Source organism: Streptomyces sp. NPDC048002 (assembly GCF_040653275.1).
Lineage (GTDB): Bacteria > Actinomycetota > Actinomycetes > Streptomycetales > Streptomycetaceae > Streptomyces.
Map to the genome: position 1 here is coordinate 71,985 of NZ_JBEZNL010000001.1, position 15,770 is coordinate 87,754.

General features: G+C 73.6%; 16 protein-coding genes. 7 read left to right on the plus strand and 9 right to left on the minus strand.

The genetic code is table 11. From position 1 onward, the window contains the following. Positions 1-98 precede the first annotated feature (98 nt). Positions 99-830 (minus strand): VIT1/CCC1 transporter family protein, encoded by a 732-nt coding sequence (locus AB0E07_RS00310; protein WP_362244729.1) that lies wholly within the window; start codon positions 828-830, stop codon positions 99-101. A 270-nt stretch (positions 831-1,100) separates the two neighbouring features. On the opposite strand from AB0E07_RS00310, the gene AB0E07_RS00315 reads away from it, so the two are divergent. The 7 genes from AB0E07_RS00315 to AB0E07_RS00345 are packed head-to-tail and all read left to right on the plus strand — an operon-like array spanning position 1,101 to position 8,891. After that, positions 1,101-2,141 carry an ADP-ribosylglycohydrolase family protein gene (locus AB0E07_RS00315; protein ID WP_362244731.1) on the plus strand — a complete coding sequence of 347 codons (1,041 nt, stop codon included), beginning with the start codon at positions 1,101-1,103 and terminating at the stop codon, positions 2,139-2,141. Continuing rightward, the gene (locus tag AB0E07_RS00320) at positions 2,138-3,466 is read left to right on the plus strand and encodes an ADP-ribosylglycohydrolase family protein (RefSeq protein ID WP_362244733.1); all 1,329 of its coding nucleotides are present in this window, start codon (positions 2,138-2,140) and stop codon (positions 3,464-3,466) included. The genes AB0E07_RS00315 and AB0E07_RS00320 overlap by 4 nt, the downstream gene beginning before the upstream one ends. A gap of 8 nt (positions 3,467-3,474) precedes the next feature. Continuing rightward, a complete protein-coding gene (locus AB0E07_RS00325; RefSeq protein WP_362244735.1) occupies positions 3,475-4,653 on the plus strand; it encodes an ADP-ribosylglycohydrolase family protein in 1,179 nt (392 codons plus the stop codon). After that, positions 4,641-6,005: an ADP-ribosylglycohydrolase family protein gene (locus AB0E07_RS00330; protein ID WP_362244737.1), complete on the plus strand. Its 1,365-nt coding sequence runs from the start codon at positions 4,641-4,643 to the stop codon at positions 6,003-6,005. The genes AB0E07_RS00325 and AB0E07_RS00330 overlap by 13 nt, the downstream gene beginning before the upstream one ends. Further along, positions 6,002-6,895: a ribokinase gene (gene rbsK, locus AB0E07_RS00335; RefSeq protein ID WP_362244739.1), complete on the plus strand. Its 894-nt coding sequence runs from the start codon at positions 6,002-6,004 to the stop codon at positions 6,893-6,895. The genes AB0E07_RS00330 and rbsK overlap by 4 nt, the downstream gene beginning before the upstream one ends. After that, positions 6,892-8,082 (plus strand): CoA transferase, encoded by a 1,191-nt coding sequence (locus AB0E07_RS00340; RefSeq protein ID WP_362244741.1) that lies wholly within the window; start codon positions 6,892-6,894, stop codon positions 8,080-8,082. Before rbsK ends, AB0E07_RS00340 begins: the two co-directional genes overlap by 4 nt. Further along, positions 8,079-8,891 carry a CoA ester lyase gene (locus tag AB0E07_RS00345; RefSeq protein WP_362244743.1) on the plus strand — a complete coding sequence of 271 codons (813 nt, stop codon included), beginning with the start codon at positions 8,079-8,081 and terminating at the stop codon, positions 8,889-8,891. Before AB0E07_RS00340 ends, AB0E07_RS00345 begins: the two co-directional genes overlap by 4 nt. Before the next feature lie 70 nt (positions 8,892-8,961). Here AB0E07_RS00345 and lgt read toward each other — a convergent pair whose 3' ends face one another. The 8 genes from lgt to AB0E07_RS00385 form a co-directional block, all read right to left on the minus strand. Further along, the gene (gene lgt / locus AB0E07_RS00350) at positions 8,962-9,966 is read right to left on the minus strand and encodes a prolipoprotein diacylglyceryl transferase (protein WP_362244745.1); all 1,005 of its coding nucleotides are present in this window, start codon (positions 9,964-9,966) and stop codon (positions 8,962-8,964) included. A gap of 81 nt (positions 9,967-10,047) precedes the next feature. After that, positions 10,048-10,824, minus strand: a complete 777-nt coding sequence (locus tag AB0E07_RS00355) for a thioredoxin domain-containing protein (protein WP_362244747.1) — start codon at positions 10,822-10,824, stop codon at positions 10,048-10,050. A gap of 107 nt (positions 10,825-10,931) precedes the next feature. Continuing rightward, positions 10,932-11,750, minus strand: coding sequence for a tryptophan synthase subunit alpha (gene trpA, locus AB0E07_RS00360; RefSeq protein WP_362244749.1), 819 nt, complete (start codon positions 11,748-11,750; stop codon positions 10,932-10,934). Next, positions 11,747-13,030, minus strand: coding sequence for a tryptophan synthase subunit beta (gene trpB, locus AB0E07_RS00365; RefSeq protein ID WP_362244751.1), 1,284 nt, complete (start codon positions 13,028-13,030; stop codon positions 11,747-11,749). Before trpB ends, trpA begins: the two co-directional genes overlap by 4 nt. 299 nt (positions 13,031-13,329) lie before the next feature. After that, on the minus strand, positions 13,330-14,139 hold the full coding sequence (trpC, locus tag AB0E07_RS00370; RefSeq protein WP_362244753.1) for an indole-3-glycerol phosphate synthase TrpC: 810 nt from the start codon (positions 14,137-14,139) through the stop codon (positions 13,330-13,332). A 123-nt stretch (positions 14,140-14,262) separates the two neighbouring features. Beyond that, positions 14,263-14,709 (minus strand): DUF2752 domain-containing protein, encoded by a 447-nt coding sequence (locus AB0E07_RS00375; RefSeq protein WP_362244755.1) that lies wholly within the window; start codon positions 14,707-14,709, stop codon positions 14,263-14,265. A 63-nt stretch (positions 14,710-14,772) separates the two neighbouring features. Continuing rightward, on the minus strand, positions 14,773-15,015 hold the full coding sequence (locus AB0E07_RS00380) for an HGxxPAAW family protein (protein WP_362244757.1): 243 nt from the start codon (positions 15,013-15,015) through the stop codon (positions 14,773-14,775). A gap of 105 nt (positions 15,016-15,120) precedes the next feature. Continuing rightward, complete coding sequence (locus AB0E07_RS00385) at positions 15,121-15,759, minus strand: TIGR02234 family membrane protein (RefSeq protein WP_362244759.1); 639 nt, start codon at positions 15,757-15,759, stop codon at positions 15,121-15,123. Between the last annotated feature and the right edge of the window lie 11 nt (positions 15,760-15,770).

Below are 15,770 nucleotides of genomic sequence, written 5' to 3' on the forward strand. Positions count from 1 at the left end.
CATTGCCCACAGCGCTTACGGCTCATGCCCGGTGGTTAAGCGTTCGAAACCAGCGAGTAACGGTTATTTATGCGGCCCAACGCATAAGTTCCAGTTCGCTATCCTACGGCGATTCCGAACAGGCTGCCCAGGGCGTACGTCACACCGGCGGCGGCACCACCCAGGGCAAGCTGGCGCAAACCGCTGTACCACCAGGTCCGCGCCGTCACCTGGGCCACGACCGCACCGCAGGCGAAGAGCCCGAAGAGGGCGAGCAGCACGGCGGGCCAGAGCGCGGTGGCACCGAACAGATAGGGCAGTACGGGCAGCAGGGCGCCCAGCGCGAAGGCACCGAAGGAGGACACGGCGGCGACGGCGGGCGAGGGCAGGTCGCCCGGGTCGATCCCCAGCTCCTCACGGGCGTGTATCTCCAGCGCCTGCTCAGGGTCCCGGGACAGCTGCCGGGCCACTTCGGCCGCGAGGGCGGGCTCGACCCCGCGCGACCGGTACAGGGCGGCCAGCTCGGCCTGCTCGTCCTCGGGGTGCTTGCGCAGCTCCCGTCGCTCCACGTCCAGCTCCGCCTCGACCAGCTCGCGCTGCGAGGCGACGGAGGTGTACTCACCCGCGGCCATGGAGAAGGCGCCGGCCGCCAGCCCCGCGAGGCCGGTCAGCACCACGGTCTGATGGCCGACCTGCCCGCCGGCGACACCGGTCATCAGGGCGAGGTTGGAGACGAGCCCGTCCATGGCACCGAAGACGGCGGGGCGCAGCCAGCCGCCGTTGACATCACGGTGGGTGTGGTTGTCGCGGTGCGCCTCGTGGAGCGCGGCCTCGGTCTCGATGATCGCCATGAAAGGGGTCCCCCTAGTGCTTAGGTGAGGCTAAGTTTGGACAAGTTCCACACTTTGACAACCCCCAATCTACGCCTCGCATTCCCCTCCCGCCAGCAAGGAAAGGCTGGGCTAACCTGCGGTTTTCCATCCGAGCGCTCATTCGATATGGAGTCCGCACAGATGTCGACCGGGTGACGCTGGGACCGGAGAGGCTCTGGTGCCCCCCTCCCGTGGGACACATGCGCAAAGGGCTCCGCGCCCTGCGAGCCCCCGGAGGAGAGGCCGCACATGGCATCGACCGCCTGCATTCCCTCGGTCCCGGCGCCGGGGGACGCCGCCGAACTCCACGACAGGGCGCGCGGCGCGCTCCTCGGTCTCGCGGTGGGCGACGCGCTCGGCGCCCCGGCGGAGAACATGAAGCCGTCGGAGATCCGGGCCCGCTGGGGCCGCATCACGGGGTACGTGGTGGACCGCCCGTCCGGCACCGACGACACCGAGTACGCGATCTTCTCCGGGCTGCTGCTCGCCCGGCACGGTTCCGCGCTCACCCCGGCGCATGTGGAGGCGGCCTGGCACGAGTGGATCGCGGACCGGGACGAGGGCCCCTTCCGCGGCGCGGGCTTCAGCGAGCGCGGCACCCTGGAGAACCTGCGGCGCGGCCTCGCCGCCCCCATCTCCGCCCAGCACCGGCACGCCTGGAGCGACGGGCTGGCGATGCGGGCGGCGCCGTTCGGCGTCTTCGCCGCGGGCCGCCCGGCCGAGGCGGCGCGCCTGGTCGCCATCGACGGCTCGGTCAGCCACGACGGCGAGGGCATCTACGGCGGCCAGGCGGTGGCGGCGGGCGTCGCGGCGGCGATGGCGGGCGCCCCGGCCATCGCGGTGGTGGCCTCCGCGCTCGCGGTGGTCCCCGACGACTCCTGGACGGCCCGTTCGCTGCGCCGGGCGGTGGCGGTGGCCCACCGGGGCGAGCGGGCGGTCCGCTCCGCGGTGGTCATCGGCGGCTACCCCTGGACCGACCTGGCCCCCGAGGCGGTGGCCCTGGCCTTCGGCGCGTACGCGGCGGCCGACGGCGACTTCGTCCAGTCCGTGCTGACCGCGGTGAACATGGGGCGGGACGCCGACACCACGGCGGCCGTGGCGGGCGCTCTGTCCGGTGCGACCCAGGGCGCCTCGGCGGTCCCCGCCGACTGGGCGGCGGCCATCGGCCCGGCCCGGGGCACCTGCCTGCCGGCGATGCGCGGCCACCACGTCCTGGACGTGGCGGACCTCCTCACCCCGGGCGAGTACGTCCTGGCGTCGGACACCGCGGAAACGGAGACCCCCGCATGACCCCGGAGCCCCTCGACTCTTCCTCCCTCTACCTGGACGAGGCCCCGCCCAACCCGGCCCGTCCGGCGTTCGAGGACCACCCCACGACCCCCTCGACCGGCCTGGCCCTGGACGACGAAACCCCGCACCACCCGGCCCGTCCGGCGTTTGAGGACGAGACCCTTCGGGCCGACGGGGGTCCAGGGGGCGAAGCCCCTTGGGCAGGACCGAGACTCCGCAGAATCGAGGGCCTCCTCCTCGGCCTCGCCGCGGGCGACGCCGCCGGCTGGCCCGCCGCCCGCCACCGAGCCGCCCGGATGCCGGAGTGGACCCGCCGCCTCACCCGCGAACTCGACACCTTCGCCGAACAGAACGCCACCACCACCCTCCCCGTCCCCATCGCCCTCAACCAGCCCCCCGAGCCGCTGCGCCTCGGCCCCTCCGACGACGCCGAGTGGGCGGCCTTCGCCGCCGAGGCCGTACTCCGCGCCGGCGACGACACCGTCCTCGGCGACCTCAGCCGCCACCGCCGGATGCGCGCGGCGATCGACCTCACCTGGAACGCCGTGGCCAGCGAGGTCGCCGCCGCGGCCGACCGCGCCCCCGAGGTCGAGTCCGCCGTACTCCCGCTGCGCGCCCGTATCTCCGTCCGCGCGGGCCTCGGCAACCTGGCCGCCGGGCTCCGCCCGCCCGCCACCGGCCACGACAACCCGCACTACTTCGACGACGCCGCCTGCGTCCGCGCCTGCGTCCTCGCCGTCGCCCACCCCGGCGACCCGCGACTCGCCGCGGAGCTGGCCGAGTTCGACGCCCGCTACACCCAGGACGGCGACGGCGTGCACGGCGCCCGCGCCATGGCCGCCGCCCTCGCCCTCGCCCTGTCCGGCGCGGACCCCGACACCTGCGTCGCCGCCGCCCTGGCCGAACTCCCGCCCACGACCGAGATCGGCCGCAACGCCCGCCACGCCCTGGCCCTCGCCCGCGACGCCGACAGCGCCTTCGCACTGGTCCCGCACCTGGAGCACCAGATCGTCGACCACGTCTACAGCTACGGCATCGCCGCCGCCGAGACCGTCCCCGTGGCCCTCGCCCTGACCACCGCCGCCCAGGGCCGGATCGCGGAGGCCGTGCCCGCCGCCGCCTGCCTGTCCCGGGTGGCCGACTCCGCGCCCGCCCTGGCCGGCGCGCTCACCGGCGCCCTGGGCGGCGGCGCCACGATCCCCGCGTCCTGGCGCGACACCTGCCGCACCCTCTCCGGCTGCGCCCTCCCCCGTCTCACCGGCACCGACCTCGTGGAACTCGCCGAACTCCTCGAAGCCACGCAACCGGCCGAAGCAGGAGGATGATGCGCCGCATGAACTCGAAATCACCACAAAACGGCACAACGGTCGGCCTGGACGAGCGGATCACGGGGGCCCTCGTCGGTGCCGCCGTCGGCGACGCCCTGGGCGGCCCGGTCGAGGGCTACTCCCCCGAGCAGATCAGCGAACGGCACGGCGGGCGGGTGCACGGCATCGTCGGCCCCTGGAACGGCGAGGACTGGCGCACGGCCCGCCCCATCGCGCCGTACCACAAGGGCGACGGGCACGTCACCGACGACACCTTGATGACACACGCCCTGATCCGGGTCTACGCCACGGTCCGCGACCACCTGGACGCCTACGCCGTCGCCGACCACCTGGTCCCGGACCTGATGACGACGCCCCGCTGGATCCCGGAGCTGGAGGCGGAGGCACTCCCCCTGCACCGGGTCTTCCTGGCCGAGAAGTGGCTGGTGGCCCGCATCCACTACGGCCACGTCGACCCCCGGGAGGCCGGCACCGGGAACATCGTCAACTGCGGTGCCGCGATGTACATGGCGCCGGTGGGCCTGGTCAACGCGGCCAACCCGCGCGCCGCCTACGCCGAGGCCCTGGACATCGCCGGCGCCCACCAGTCCTCGTACGGCCGCGAGGCGGCGGGGGTGTTCGCGGCGGCGGTGGCGGCGGCCTGCGCGCCCGGCGCGACACCCGACTCGGTGATCTCCGCCTGTCTGTCGCTGGCCAAGGACGGCACCCGCGAGGCGATCGAGAAGGTCTGCGAAGTCGCCGCCCGGCACGGCGAGTTCGAGTCCGCCCTGGTCCCGCTGCGCCGGGCGGTGGCCCCCTACGACACGGTGGGCCCCGACTACCGCTCCCCGTCGCTGGGCGCCCGCCGCCCCTCCCGGCTGCACTCGATCGAGGAACTCCCCGTCGCGCTCGGCATGTTGCTGCTGTCCGCGGGCGACTACCGGCGGACGGTCCTCGGCTCGGTCAACTACGGCCGGGACTGCGACTCCATCGCCACCATGTCCGGCGCCCTGGCCGGCGCCCTCGGCTCCCCGGTCCCGGAGGAGTGGGCGAAGCGGGTGGCCGACGCCAGCCGCCTTGACCTGTGGGAACCGGCCCGCACCCTGGCCGGGGTGACCCGCGAGGTCTTCGACCGGGACGTCCGCCGCAACCGTGCCCACGAAGCGGCGTTCGCCGGGCTCGGAGGCGCCGGATGCTCCGACTGACCTGGGTCCAGCCCGAGGACCTGATCGGCCACGAACTGCGGCAGGCGGCCCAGGACGGCCGCGAGCCGTCGAGGATCGCGGCGCGCTGGAGGGCGGCGGGCGGGCTGGAGGCCCCCGTACGGGCCGGGGCCTCCCCCCAGCCGGCCTCCCGCTACCTCCGGCTCCTCGCGGCGGACCTTCTCGACGAACTGGCCGATCTGCCCAGCGGCCTGCGGGAGCACGAACCGACGGACCTCGCCGGGATCAAGGCCCTGTGCCCCGACTGGCCCGGCCCGCCCACCACGACGGACCCGCCGGGACCCGCCGCCCTGGAGGCCGCCTGGCTCGGCCGGGCCGCGGGCTGCCTGCTCGGCAAACCGGTGGAGAAGCTCCCCCTGGAAGCCATCCGCGCCCTCGCCCGGCCGACCGGCAACTGGCCCCCGACCCGGTACTTCACCGCCAAGGGCGTCCCCGGCGACCTGCTCGCCGCACACCCCTGGAACCGCCGCTCGGCCGGCACCTCCCTCGCCGAGAACATCGACGGCATGCCCGAGGACGACGACCTCAACTACCCGCTGCTCAACCTGCTCCTGAGGCAGCGCCACGGCAGCGGCTTCACCACCACGGACGTCGCGGAACTCTGGCTCGCCGAACTCCCCGCCGGCCGCACCTTCACCGCGGAACGCGTCGCCTACCGCAATCTGCTCTCCGGTCTGGAACCCCCGCGAACGGCCCACCACCGCAACCCGTTCCGCGAGTGGATCGGTGCGCTGATCCGCGCCGACCTGCACGGCTGGACCCACCCCGGCGACCCGGCGGCCGCGGCCGAACGGGCCCACGCCGACGCGACCCTCTCCCACACCGCCAACGGCGTCTACGCGGCGATGTTCGCCGCGGCCGTCATCGCGCGGGCGGCCACCGGCACCCACGACGTGCACGCCTGTCTGCGCACCGGACTCACCGTGGTCCCGCCCGCCTCGCGGCTGGCCTCGGCCGTCCGGGACGCCGTGCGGCTCGCCGCGGAGCACACCGACTTCGACACGGTCGTGGACACGCTCCACGCCACCTACTCCGCGAGCCACCACTGGGTCCACGCCGTGCCCAACACCGCGCTGATCGCCGCCGCCCTCACCCACGCCGACGGCGACTTCACCGGCTCCGTCTCCCGGGCCGTGTCGGGCGGCTGGGACACCGATTCCAACGGCGCCACGGCCGGGAGCGTCGCCGGGCTCCTGGCCGGCCGGCCCGACGCGCTCCCCGAGCACTGGACGGCCCCGCTCAAGAACCGGCTGTCGACCTCGGTCGGCGACTTCGACGGCATCGGCTTCGACACCCTGGCCCACCTCACCCACCGGGAGGCGCTCCGCCCATGACCCACATCGCCGTACTCGGCAGCACCAACATGGACCTCGTCGCCTTCGTGGAGAAGGCCCCCCAGCGCGGGGAGACGGTCACGGGCCGCGAGTTCCGTACGATCCCCGGCGGCAAGGGCGCCAACCAGGCCGTCGCCGCCGCCCGGGCCGGCGCCACCGTCTCCATGATCGGCGCGGTCGGCAACGACTCCTTCGGCGCCCGGCTGCGCTCCACCCTGGAGCACTCCGGCGTGGAGACCGACCATCTGCGCACCACCGAGGGCTCCTCCGGCACCGCCCACATCGTCGTCGACGACCACGGCGGCAACGCGATCGTGGTGATCCCCGGCGCCAACGGCACCGTCGACCACCTCGTCCCCGGCGACGAGGGCCTCATCGCCACCGCCGACGCCCTCCTGCTCCAGCTGGAGATCCCGCTCGCCGCCGTTCTCGCCGGCGCCCAGGCGGCCCGCGCCCACGGCGTCCGGACGATCCTCACACCGGCGCCCGCCCAGCCCCTGCTCCCCGAACTCCTCGCCGCCACCGACCTGTTGCTGCCCAACGAACACGAGGCCGCCGCCCTCACTGGCCGCACCGACCCGCGCTCAGCGGCCCTCGCCCTGCTGGAGCGGGTCCCGCAGGTCGTCGTCACCCTGGGCGCCGAGGGCAGCCTGTACGCGACCCGCGACGCCGAACCCGTCACCGTTCCCGCGCCCCGGGTCACCGCGCTGGACACCACCGGGGCCGGGGACACCTTCGCGGGCACGCTCGCGGTGGCGATCACCGAGGGCCGGCCCATGCCCGAGGCGCTGGCCTGGGCCGCGGCCGCCGCCTCCCTGTCGGTGCAGCGCGCCGGGGCGTCGGAGTCGATGCCCTACCGCCCCGAGATCGAGGCCCGGTACACGTCATGAACGAAACCCCCCTCAGCGGTCTTCGCGTCCTGGACCTCGCCACCCTGTTCGCCGGGCCGCTCGCCGCCACGGCGCTCGGCGACTTCGGCGCCGAGGTCATCAAGATCGAGCACCCGGACCGGCCGGACCCGTCCCGCGGCCACGGCCCGGCGAAGGACGGCATCGGCCTGTGGTGGAAGCACCTGGGCCGCAACAAGCGGACCGTCACCCTGAACCTGTCGACCCCGGGCGGCCGCGCCACCCTGCTCCGGCTGGCCGCCACCGCGGACGTGATCATCGAGAACTTCCGCCCCGGCACCCTGGAGAAGTGGGACCTCGGCTGGCCCGAGCTGTCCGCCGTCAACCCCCGGCTGGTCCTCACCCGCGTCACCGGCTTCGGCCAGTTCGGCCCCTACGCCCACCGCCCCGGCTTCGGCACCCTCGCCGAGGCGATGAGCGGGTTCGCCGCGCTGACCGGCGAACCCGACGCGCCCCCGACCCTCCCGCCGTTCGGCCTCGCCGACTCGATCGCCGGACTGGCCACGGCGTACGCCGTCCTCACCGCCCTCGCCGCCCGCGACCGCACCGGCGAGGGCCAGGTCGTGGACCTCTCCCTGATCGAACCGATGCTGTCGGTCCTCGGCCCCCAGCCCACCTGGTACGACCAGCTCGGCTACGTCCAGCAGCGCACCGGCAACCGCTCCGCCAACAACGCCCCGCGCAACACCTACCGCACCGCGGACGGCGGCTGGGTCGCCGTCTCCACCTCGGCCCAGTCGGTGGCGGAACGCGTGATGCGCCTGGTCGGCAGGGAGGACCTGATCGAGGAACCGTGGTTCGCCACGGGCGCGGACCGGGCCCGGCACGCGGACGTCCTCGACGCGGCGGTCGGCGGCTGGATCGCCGAGCGGGACCGCGAGGAGGTGATCGCGGCCTTCGAGAAGGCGGAGGCGGCGGTCGCCCCGGTGCAGGACATCCGGGAGGTGATGACGGACCCGCAGTACCAGGCGCTCGACACGATCACCACCGTCGACGACCCGGACCTCGGCCCGCTGCGCATGCAGAACGTCCTCTTCCGGCTGTCCGCGACCCCCGGCGCGATCCGCTGGACCGGCCGCGCGCACGGCGCCGACACCGACGAGGTCCTCACCGAACTGGGCCTGACCCCGGCGGAGCTGGCCGCCCTGCGCTCGGAGGGTGCCGTATGACCACCCCGCTGACCTGGCTCTACGCCCCCGGCGACCGCCCCGAGATCATCGCCAAGGCGCTGCTGGCGGGCGCGGACGTGGTGGTGGTCGACCTGGAGGACGCGGTGGCGCCCGACCGCAAGGAGTACGCGCGGGCGGCGACCGCCGAGTTCCTCTCCGAGCCTCGTCCGGTCCCGGTCCATGTCCGGGTCAACGCCCTGGACGGACCGCTCGCCTCCGCCGACCTCAGGGCCATGGCCGGACTCCCCGGAGTCGGAGGTCTGCGGCTGTCCAAGGTCAACACCCCCGACCAGGTGCGACGGGTCGCCCGGAGCACCGACCAGCCCCTGTACGCGCTGCTCGAATCGGCGCTGGCGGTCGAGAACGCCTACGCCGTGGCCAGGGCCCACCCCGCCCTGAACGGCATCGCGCTCGGCGAGGCGGACCTCCGGGCCGACCTGGGTGTACAGGACGACGCGGGGCTGGACTGGCCGCGCTCCCGGGTGGTCGTCGCGGCGCGGGCGGCCGGTCTCGCGCCCCCGGCCCAGTCGGTCCACCCGGACGTGCGGGACCTCGCCGGGCTGGCCGCGAGCTGCGCCCACGGCCGTGCCCTGGGCTTCCTCGGCCGGGCGGCGATCCATCCGCGCCAGCTCCCGGTGATCGAGCGGGCCTACCTGCCCACGGAGGAGGAGCTGGAACGCGCGGAGTCGATCGTGAAGGCGGCCGCCGCCCACGGGGGCGCCCAGGCGCTGAAGGACGGCACGTTCGTCGACGCGGCGGTGGTGGCGGCGGCCCAGCGCACGCTGTCCCTGGCCGCCCGCCGCGGCTGACGGGACGACCGGAGCGACGAAGGGCGCCCGGGGAAGCCCCGGGCGCCCTCACCGTCGTACGGCGGAACGGTCAGCCCTTCTTCGCCGACCCGGCCCCGTTGCTCGCCTCGTCCTTCGCCGCCGAGGACTCCTCGTCCGAGCCGTCGGCGCCCGCGGGCTCCGCGTCGGAATCGGTGTCGTCGGCCGGCTCGGCGGCGTCCTTCGCGGCGTCCTTCGCGGTGTCCTTGGCGGTGTCCTCGTCGCCGTCGGCGGAGTCGAGGGCGCCCGGCTCCACCACGGCCTCCCGGCCGGGCCGCTTCTTCGCCGAGATCACGATGTACAGCACCGCCAGCAGGAACACCACGAGGGCGGTCCAGTTGTTCAGCCGCAGACCGAGGATGTGGTGGGCCTCGTCGACCCGCATGTACTCGATCCAGAACCGGCCCGCGCAGTACGAGGCGACGTACAGCGCGAACGCCCGCCCGTGGCCGAGCTTGAAGCGCCGGTCCGCCCAGATGACGAGGAACGCGACACCGACGCACCACAGCGACTCGTACAGGAACGTCGGGTGGTAGGTGCCCGGCTCCCGGCCGTCCGAGGAGGAGGTGATCTCCACGGCCCACGGCAGATCGGTGGCCCGGCCGTACAGCTCCTGGTTGAACCAGTTGCCCCAGCGGCCGAGGGCCTGGGCCAGGGCGATGCCCGGGGCGACGGCGTCGGCGTACGCGGGCAGCGGGATGCCCCGGCGCCGGCAGCCGATCCACGCGCCCAGCGCGCCGAGCGCGATGGCACCCCAGATGCCGAGGCCGCCCTCCCAGATCTTGAAGGCGTCCACCCAGTCACGGCCCTCGCTGAAGTACAGCTCGTAGTCCGTGATCACGTGGTAGAGGCGTCCGCCGATCAGGCCGAACGGGACGGCCCACACCGCGATGTCGGCCACCGTGCCGGCCCGGCCGCCGCGGGCGATCCAGCGCTTGTTGCCGAGCCAGACGGCGACGAAGACGCCGATGATGATGCAGAACGCGTAGCCTCGCAGCGGAATGGGGCCGAGGTGGATCACGCCGCGCGACGGACTGGGAATGAAGGCAAGTTCCATGGCAGGGTCGACGCTACCCTGCCGGGCGGCACACGCGTCGGGCGGCCCGGCTACGGCTCCATAACGGGGCGCCCGCGCTTCTCATCCCTGGGCCGCCTCCTGCACCTGCTGCTTCAGCTTCTGCGGCGTCATCGACTGGTCCTGGTAGATGTTCTTGCCGTCGAGCAGGACGGTCGGCGTGCCGGTGAAGCCACCGCTGCGGAAGGCGTCGTTGGACTTCGCCACCCAGCTGTTGTGGGTGCCCTCCTCCACACAGGTGCGGAACGCGGGCGTGTCGAGTCCGTCGACCTTGGCGGCCAGCTCGAAGAGCTTGGCATTGTCCGCGAAGGCGTCGTCGGTCTCGGTGGGCTGGTTCTGGTAGAGCACGTCGTGGTACTCGACGAACTTCCCGGCGTCCTGGGCGCAGGCCGCGGCGTTGGCGGCGTTGCGGGAGCCGGTGCCGCCCAGGTTGCCGTCGATGATCGTCGCGAGGCGGTACTCCACCCGGAGCTGGCCGGCGTCCGTCAGCTCGTGGATGGTCGAGCGGTAGGTGTCCTCGAAGGACTTGCAGGCCGGGCAGCGGAAGTCCTCCCAGACGACGAGGGTGGACGCGGCGTCCGCCTCGCCGACCGGGATGGTCAGGCTGTCCTCGCCCTCGGCGCCCGAGGGCGCCACGACCGGTCCGGCGGAGTCGCTGCCGTCGTCCTTGCCTGCGTTGGCGGCGATCACGCCGATCACCGCCGCGAGTCCCAGCACGCAGACGACGCTCGCGCCGACGATCAGCGTCCGCCGGCGCTTCTCCGCGGTCTTCTGCTTCTCTCGCTCTGCCGCCATCCGGTCCCGGGCGGTGCGCTTTCCCTCACGGTTCTTCTCGCTCACACCCCGGAAACGAACCGGGGAGGCGCCCAGCGCCTCCCCGGTCCCAGGTCCACCCGTTCGAGTGATCGGGAGGAAATGTCCCGTCCGAAAACGGGACGTTCCGCTCGCTACGCCCCGCCGCGCACGCCCTTGGCCAGGTCGGCGGCGAGTTCCCGGACGGCCTCGACGCCGGCCGCGTCGTCCGGCGCGTCCAGCATCCGCTTCACGAAGGCCGAGCCGACGATGACTCCGTCGGCGAACCTGGCGACCTCGGCCGCCTGCACGGCGTTGGACACACCGAGACCGACGCAGACGGGCAGGGCGCTTCCGGTGGCCCGGGTCCGCTCGACCAGGTCCTGCGCCTGCGCGCCGACCGACTCGCGGGTCCCGGTCACGCCCATCAGCGAGGCCGCGTAGACGAAGCCGCTGCCCGCCTCGGTGATCCGGGCGAGCCGTTCGTCCTTGCTGCTGGGCGCCACCACGAACACGGTCGCGAGCCCGTGCTTCTCGGCGTGCTCCCGCCACAGCGCCGACTCCTGCACGGGCAGGTCGGGCAGGATGCACCCGGCGCCGCCCGCCTCGGCGAGTTCGGCGGTGAACCGCTCGACGCCGTAGCGGTCGATGGGGTTCCAGTAGGTCATCACGAGCACCGGCTTCCCGGTGGCCCCGAAGGTCTCGCGGACCGTCCGCATCACGTCCGCGATCCGTACCCCGCCGCGCAGGGCGATGTCGTCGGCGGTCTGGATGACCGGGCCGTCGAGGACCGGGTCGCTGTGCGGCAGACCGACCTCGACGACGTCGGCGCCGCCGTCGAAGGCGGCCTTGATCGCCTCGATGCCGCCGTCCACGGTCGGGAACCCGGCCGGGAGGTAGGCGATGAGCGCGGCACGCCCCTCGGCCTTCGCGGCGGCGAGGGTGTCGGACAGCAGCTGGATGTTCCCGCTCACTTGGCGTCCCCCGCGATCTCGGCGGTGTCGGCGGCGTTCGCCGCGACCTCGGCGTCGGTGTCGTACAGCCCGAAGTAGCGGGCGGCGGTGTCCATGTCCTTGTCGCCGCGGCCGGACAGGTTGACCACGATCAGCCCGTCCGGGCCCAGTTCGCGGCCGACCTCCAGGGCGCCGGCCAGCGCGTGCGCGCTCTCGATCGCCGGGATGATGCCCTCGGTGCGGGACAGCAGGCGCAGGGCCTGCATCGCCGCGTCGTCGGTGACCGCGCGGTACTCGGCGCGGCCGCTGTCCTTGAGGTAGGAGTGCTCGGGCCCGATGCCGGGGTAGTCCAGACCGGCCGAGATCGAGTACGGCTCGGTGATCTGGCCCTCGTCGTCCTGGAGGACGTAGGACCGCGAGCCGTGCAGGATGCCGGGCTCGCCCGCGGTCAGCGTGGCCGCGTGCTCGCCGGTCGCCACGCCGTGCCCGGCGGGCTCGCAGCCGATGAGCCGGACGCCGGCGTCGGGGATGAAGGCGTGGAAGAGGCCGATGGCGTTGGAGCCGCCGCCGACGCAGGCGACGGCCGCGTCGGGCAGGCGTCCGGCCCGCTCCAGGAGCTGGCGGCGGGCCTCCACGCCGATCACCCGGTGGAAGTCGCGGACCATGGCCGGGAAGGGGTGGGGTCCGGCGACCGTGCCGAAGAGGTAGTGGGTGCGGTCGACGTTGGCGACCCAGTCGCGGAAGGCCTCGTTGATGGCGTCCTTCAGCGTGCGGCTGCCGGACTTCACGGCGATGACCTCGGCGCCGAGCATGCGCATCCGGGCCACGTTGAGGGCCTGGCGCTGGGTGTCGATCTCGCCCATGTAGATGGTGCAGTCGAGGCCGAACAGCGCGCAGGCCGTGGCCGTCGCGACACCGTGCTGGCCGGCGCCGGTCTCGGCGATGACCCGGGTCTTGCCCATGCGCTTGGTGAGCAGGGCCTGACCGAGCACGTTGTTGATCTTGTGCGAGCCGGTGTGGTTCAGGTCCTCGCGCTTGAGGAAGATCCGGGCGCCGCCGGCCTCCGCGGCGAACCGCGGGACCTCGGTCAGCGACGAGGGGCGGCCGGTGTAGTGGACGAGCAGTTCGTCGAGTTCGCGGGCGAACTCGGGGTCGTGCTTGGCCTTGTCGTACTCGACGGCGACCTCGTCCACGGCGGCGACGAGGGCCTCCGGGATGAACTTGCCGCCGAAAGCGCCGAAGTAGCCTTCGGTGCTGGGTACTTGACCCTCGGGGTCGGGGATGAAGAACTCGCTGGGCATGCGGAAACCTCACGGTGAGTGTGTGTGGACAGCACTGTTCGCCGTGGGGGCGTGGGTTGTCAGTCGACTGCGGACCCGCTGTGGCCGATCGCGCAGTTCCCCGCGCCCCTGGCGGGGCGCTGCTGCCATCGCATGCCGTTGACCTGGCCCGGTTCGTCGCCGATGACGTACCGCACACGACGGCCGTGGACACGCCTCGCAGGGGCTCGGCAGCCCCTCGGGCGGCAGCCGCGCGCAAGGCGGGCGTACCGGTCCACGGTCGTCATGGTCAGAGTCATCGGGGCAAGCCTAGCGGGTGGTCAGCTACGGCCGTGGCGGAGTGCCGGGTGTTCGCCTGCCGCCACCAGGTCGGCCACTGCCGACTTCGGGTCGCGGCCGGTGACCAGGGACTCGCCGACCAGGACCGCGTCGGCGCCGGCGTTGGCGTAGGCGATGAGGTCGTGCGGGCCGCGGACGCCGGACTCGGCGATCTTGACGACGTCGGCCGGGATCTCGGGCGCGACGCGCTCGAAGGTGCCGCGGTCGACCTCCAGCGTCTTGAGGTTGCGCGCGTTGACGCCGATGATCCGGGCGCCGGCGTCGACGGCGCGCTCCACCTCGTCCTCGTCGTGGACCTCGACCAGCGGGGTCAGGCCGATGGACACCGCGCGCTCGATCAGCGACTCCAGGGCCGGCTGGTCGAGGGCGGCGACGATCAGCAGCGCGAGGTCGGCGCCGTAGGCGCGGGCCTCCCACAGCTGGTACGAGGTGACGATGAAGTCCTTGCGGAGCACGGGGATGTCCACGCGCGCGCGGACCGCCTCCAGGTCGGCCAGCGAGCCGCCGAAGCGCCGCTGCTCGGTCAGTACGGAGATGACGGCCGCGCCGCCCGCCTCGTAGTCGGCGGCGAGTCCGGCGGGGTCGGCGATCGCGGCCAGCGCGCCCTTGGACGGGCTGGAGCGCTTGACCTCGCAGATCACCTTGACGCCGTCGCCCTTGAGCGCCGCTACGCCGTCCTTGGCCGCGGGAGCCTTGGCCGCGCGCTCCTTGAGCTCGTCGAGGCTGACGCGCGCCTGCCGCTCCGCGAGGTCGGCACGGACTCCGTCGATGATCTCGTCGAGCACACTCACGCGAGCGGCCCCCTTCCCGATGCGGTGACGAAAACGGGTGGTCACTGCGATGGTATCCGCAGGAGGGCGTAGGCCTCGCATCCGGTTGACGGCGGTCCCACTACCTGGACGTTCGTCCATTGATCAAGGATGGAGCCAGCCGCCGAAGGGCAGGTTCCGGACAACGGTGAAGACCAGCAGCAACGCGCCGAGCGTCCACAGCTGCGCGGTTCCCGGGGAGAGCCGGAGCGGCCGTCCGCGCGCCGCGCGGACCACCCAGACGGTCCACAGCGCGGCGAAGGCCAGATAGCCCAGTACGGCGACGGCGTTGCTCTGGAGGGCCGCCGTCAGGTCGCCGTGCGCGAAGGCGTGGGCGCTGCGCAGTCCGCCGCAGCCCGGGCAGTACACGCCGGTGAACCGCAGGAGCGGACAGACCGGGTAGTGGCCGGGTTCGTTCGGGTCCACGGTGCCGACGTAGGCGAAGGCCCCGGCCACGGCCGCGAGGACCCCGGCGGGCGCGGCGAGCCGTCGCAGAGCGGTGGTCGGGCCGGGCCGTGTCACGCTCCGGCTGTCGCTGTTCACGCCTCGCATTGTGCCCGGAGAACGCGTGAGGGGCGGCCCGGGGCCGCCCCTCGACGAGGATGTGTCCGCGCGTCAGCCCTCGACGGTGGCCGCCTCGTTCGTGCGCAGGGGCTTGCCGGAGTCCTTGGACGCGCCGAGGCCCATGCCCTTCATCAGCCAGCCGACGACGCCGCCGAGGACGACGACGCCCATGCCGAGCCAGAAGCCCGCCGGGCTGGCCAGGACCATGAAGGCGCCCGCGATGCAGAAACCGATGAAGGCGATTGTGACACCGGTCCAGGCGGCCGGGGTGTGACCGTGGCTGCTGCCCGCCATGACTTGCTCCTCGTTGCTGTGTGTAAGTCTCTGAGCCGGACGCTCACTCCCATTGTCCCGCATGGGCATACGCGTGATGACCGCGGGTGGCCTTCCGGGCAGGGGCTACGCGCCGGTCGGGTCCTCGCCCCGGTCCAGTGCCTTCCAGAGGTCCTCGGGACGGTCGGGGTCCACGGTGGGCGCCTTGCGGGGCTTCGGCGCGCCCGAGCGCTCGTACCGGCTGGACATCGCCGGCCACACCGAGGCGTAGCGCAGGGCCAGCAGTCCGGCGAGCAGCATCAGGGCTCCGCCGACGGCCGCGACGTACGGCCAGGCCGTGTGGCTGAGGGCGGCGACCGTGGCCGCGGTGTCGCCGGTGGTTTGGGCGGCCTTCTCGTCCAGGGCGGAACTGTCACCGGCGCCGAGCAGCGCGGCGGCGACGGTTCCGGCGCCGGAGAGGGCGAGGAGCGCCGCGACCAGGACCCGGCCGAGGCGGCGTACGGCGAAGACGGCCACCAGCGCGGCGAGGCCCACTATGGCGAGCGACGCGGGCACGCCCGTGACGTCGCTGCCCGTCGCGGTGAGCGGGAAGCCGCCGCCGGCCACCGTGGCGGTGCCCTGCGACCAGTTCTGTCGGGTGGCCAGCAGCGCCACGGCCGCGCCGAGCGCGCCGGCGAACAGCGCCACGGCGAGGCTGAGCCGGCCGGCCCGCGCGGGTCCCGCGGCTTCGGAACGGGGGTGAGGTACAGCAGTCACGTACTCCACTATCGCCTGAA

Coding starts and splice junctions, on each gene's coding strand:
- AB0E07_RS00345 (WP_362244743.1), top strand. CDS start 8,079: ATGACCACCCCGCTGACCTGGCTCTACGCCCCCGGCGACCGCCCCGAG.
- AB0E07_RS00375 (WP_362244755.1), bottom strand. CDS start 14,709: ATGCGAGGCGTGAACAGCGACAGCCGGAGCGTGACACGGCCCGGCCCG.
- rbsK (WP_362244739.1), top strand. CDS start 6,002: ATGACCCACATCGCCGTACTCGGCAGCACCAACATGGACCTCGTCGCC.
- AB0E07_RS00315 (WP_362244731.1), top strand. CDS start 1,101: ATGGCATCGACCGCCTGCATTCCCTCGGTCCCGGCGCCGGGGGACGCC.
- AB0E07_RS00325 (WP_362244735.1), top strand. CDS start 3,475: ATGAACTCGAAATCACCACAAAACGGCACAACGGTCGGCCTGGACGAG.
- AB0E07_RS00320 (WP_362244733.1), top strand. CDS start 2,138: ATGACCCCGGAGCCCCTCGACTCTTCCTCCCTCTACCTGGACGAGGCC.
- trpB (WP_362244751.1), bottom strand. CDS start 13,030: ATGCCCAGCGAGTTCTTCATCCCCGACCCCGAGGGTCAAGTACCCAGC.
- AB0E07_RS00330 (WP_362244737.1), top strand. CDS start 4,641: ATGCTCCGACTGACCTGGGTCCAGCCCGAGGACCTGATCGGCCACGAA.
- lgt (WP_362244745.1), bottom strand. CDS start 9,966: ATGGAACTTGCCTTCATTCCCAGTCCGTCGCGCGGCGTGATCCACCTC.
- AB0E07_RS00340 (WP_362244741.1), top strand. CDS start 6,892: ATGAACGAAACCCCCCTCAGCGGTCTTCGCGTCCTGGACCTCGCCACC.
- AB0E07_RS00310 (WP_362244729.1), bottom strand. CDS start 830: ATGGCGATCATCGAGACCGAGGCCGCGCTCCACGAGGCGCACCGCGAC.
- AB0E07_RS00380 (WP_362244757.1), bottom strand. CDS start 15,015: ATGGCGGGCAGCAGCCACGGTCACACCCCGGCCGCCTGGACCGGTGTC.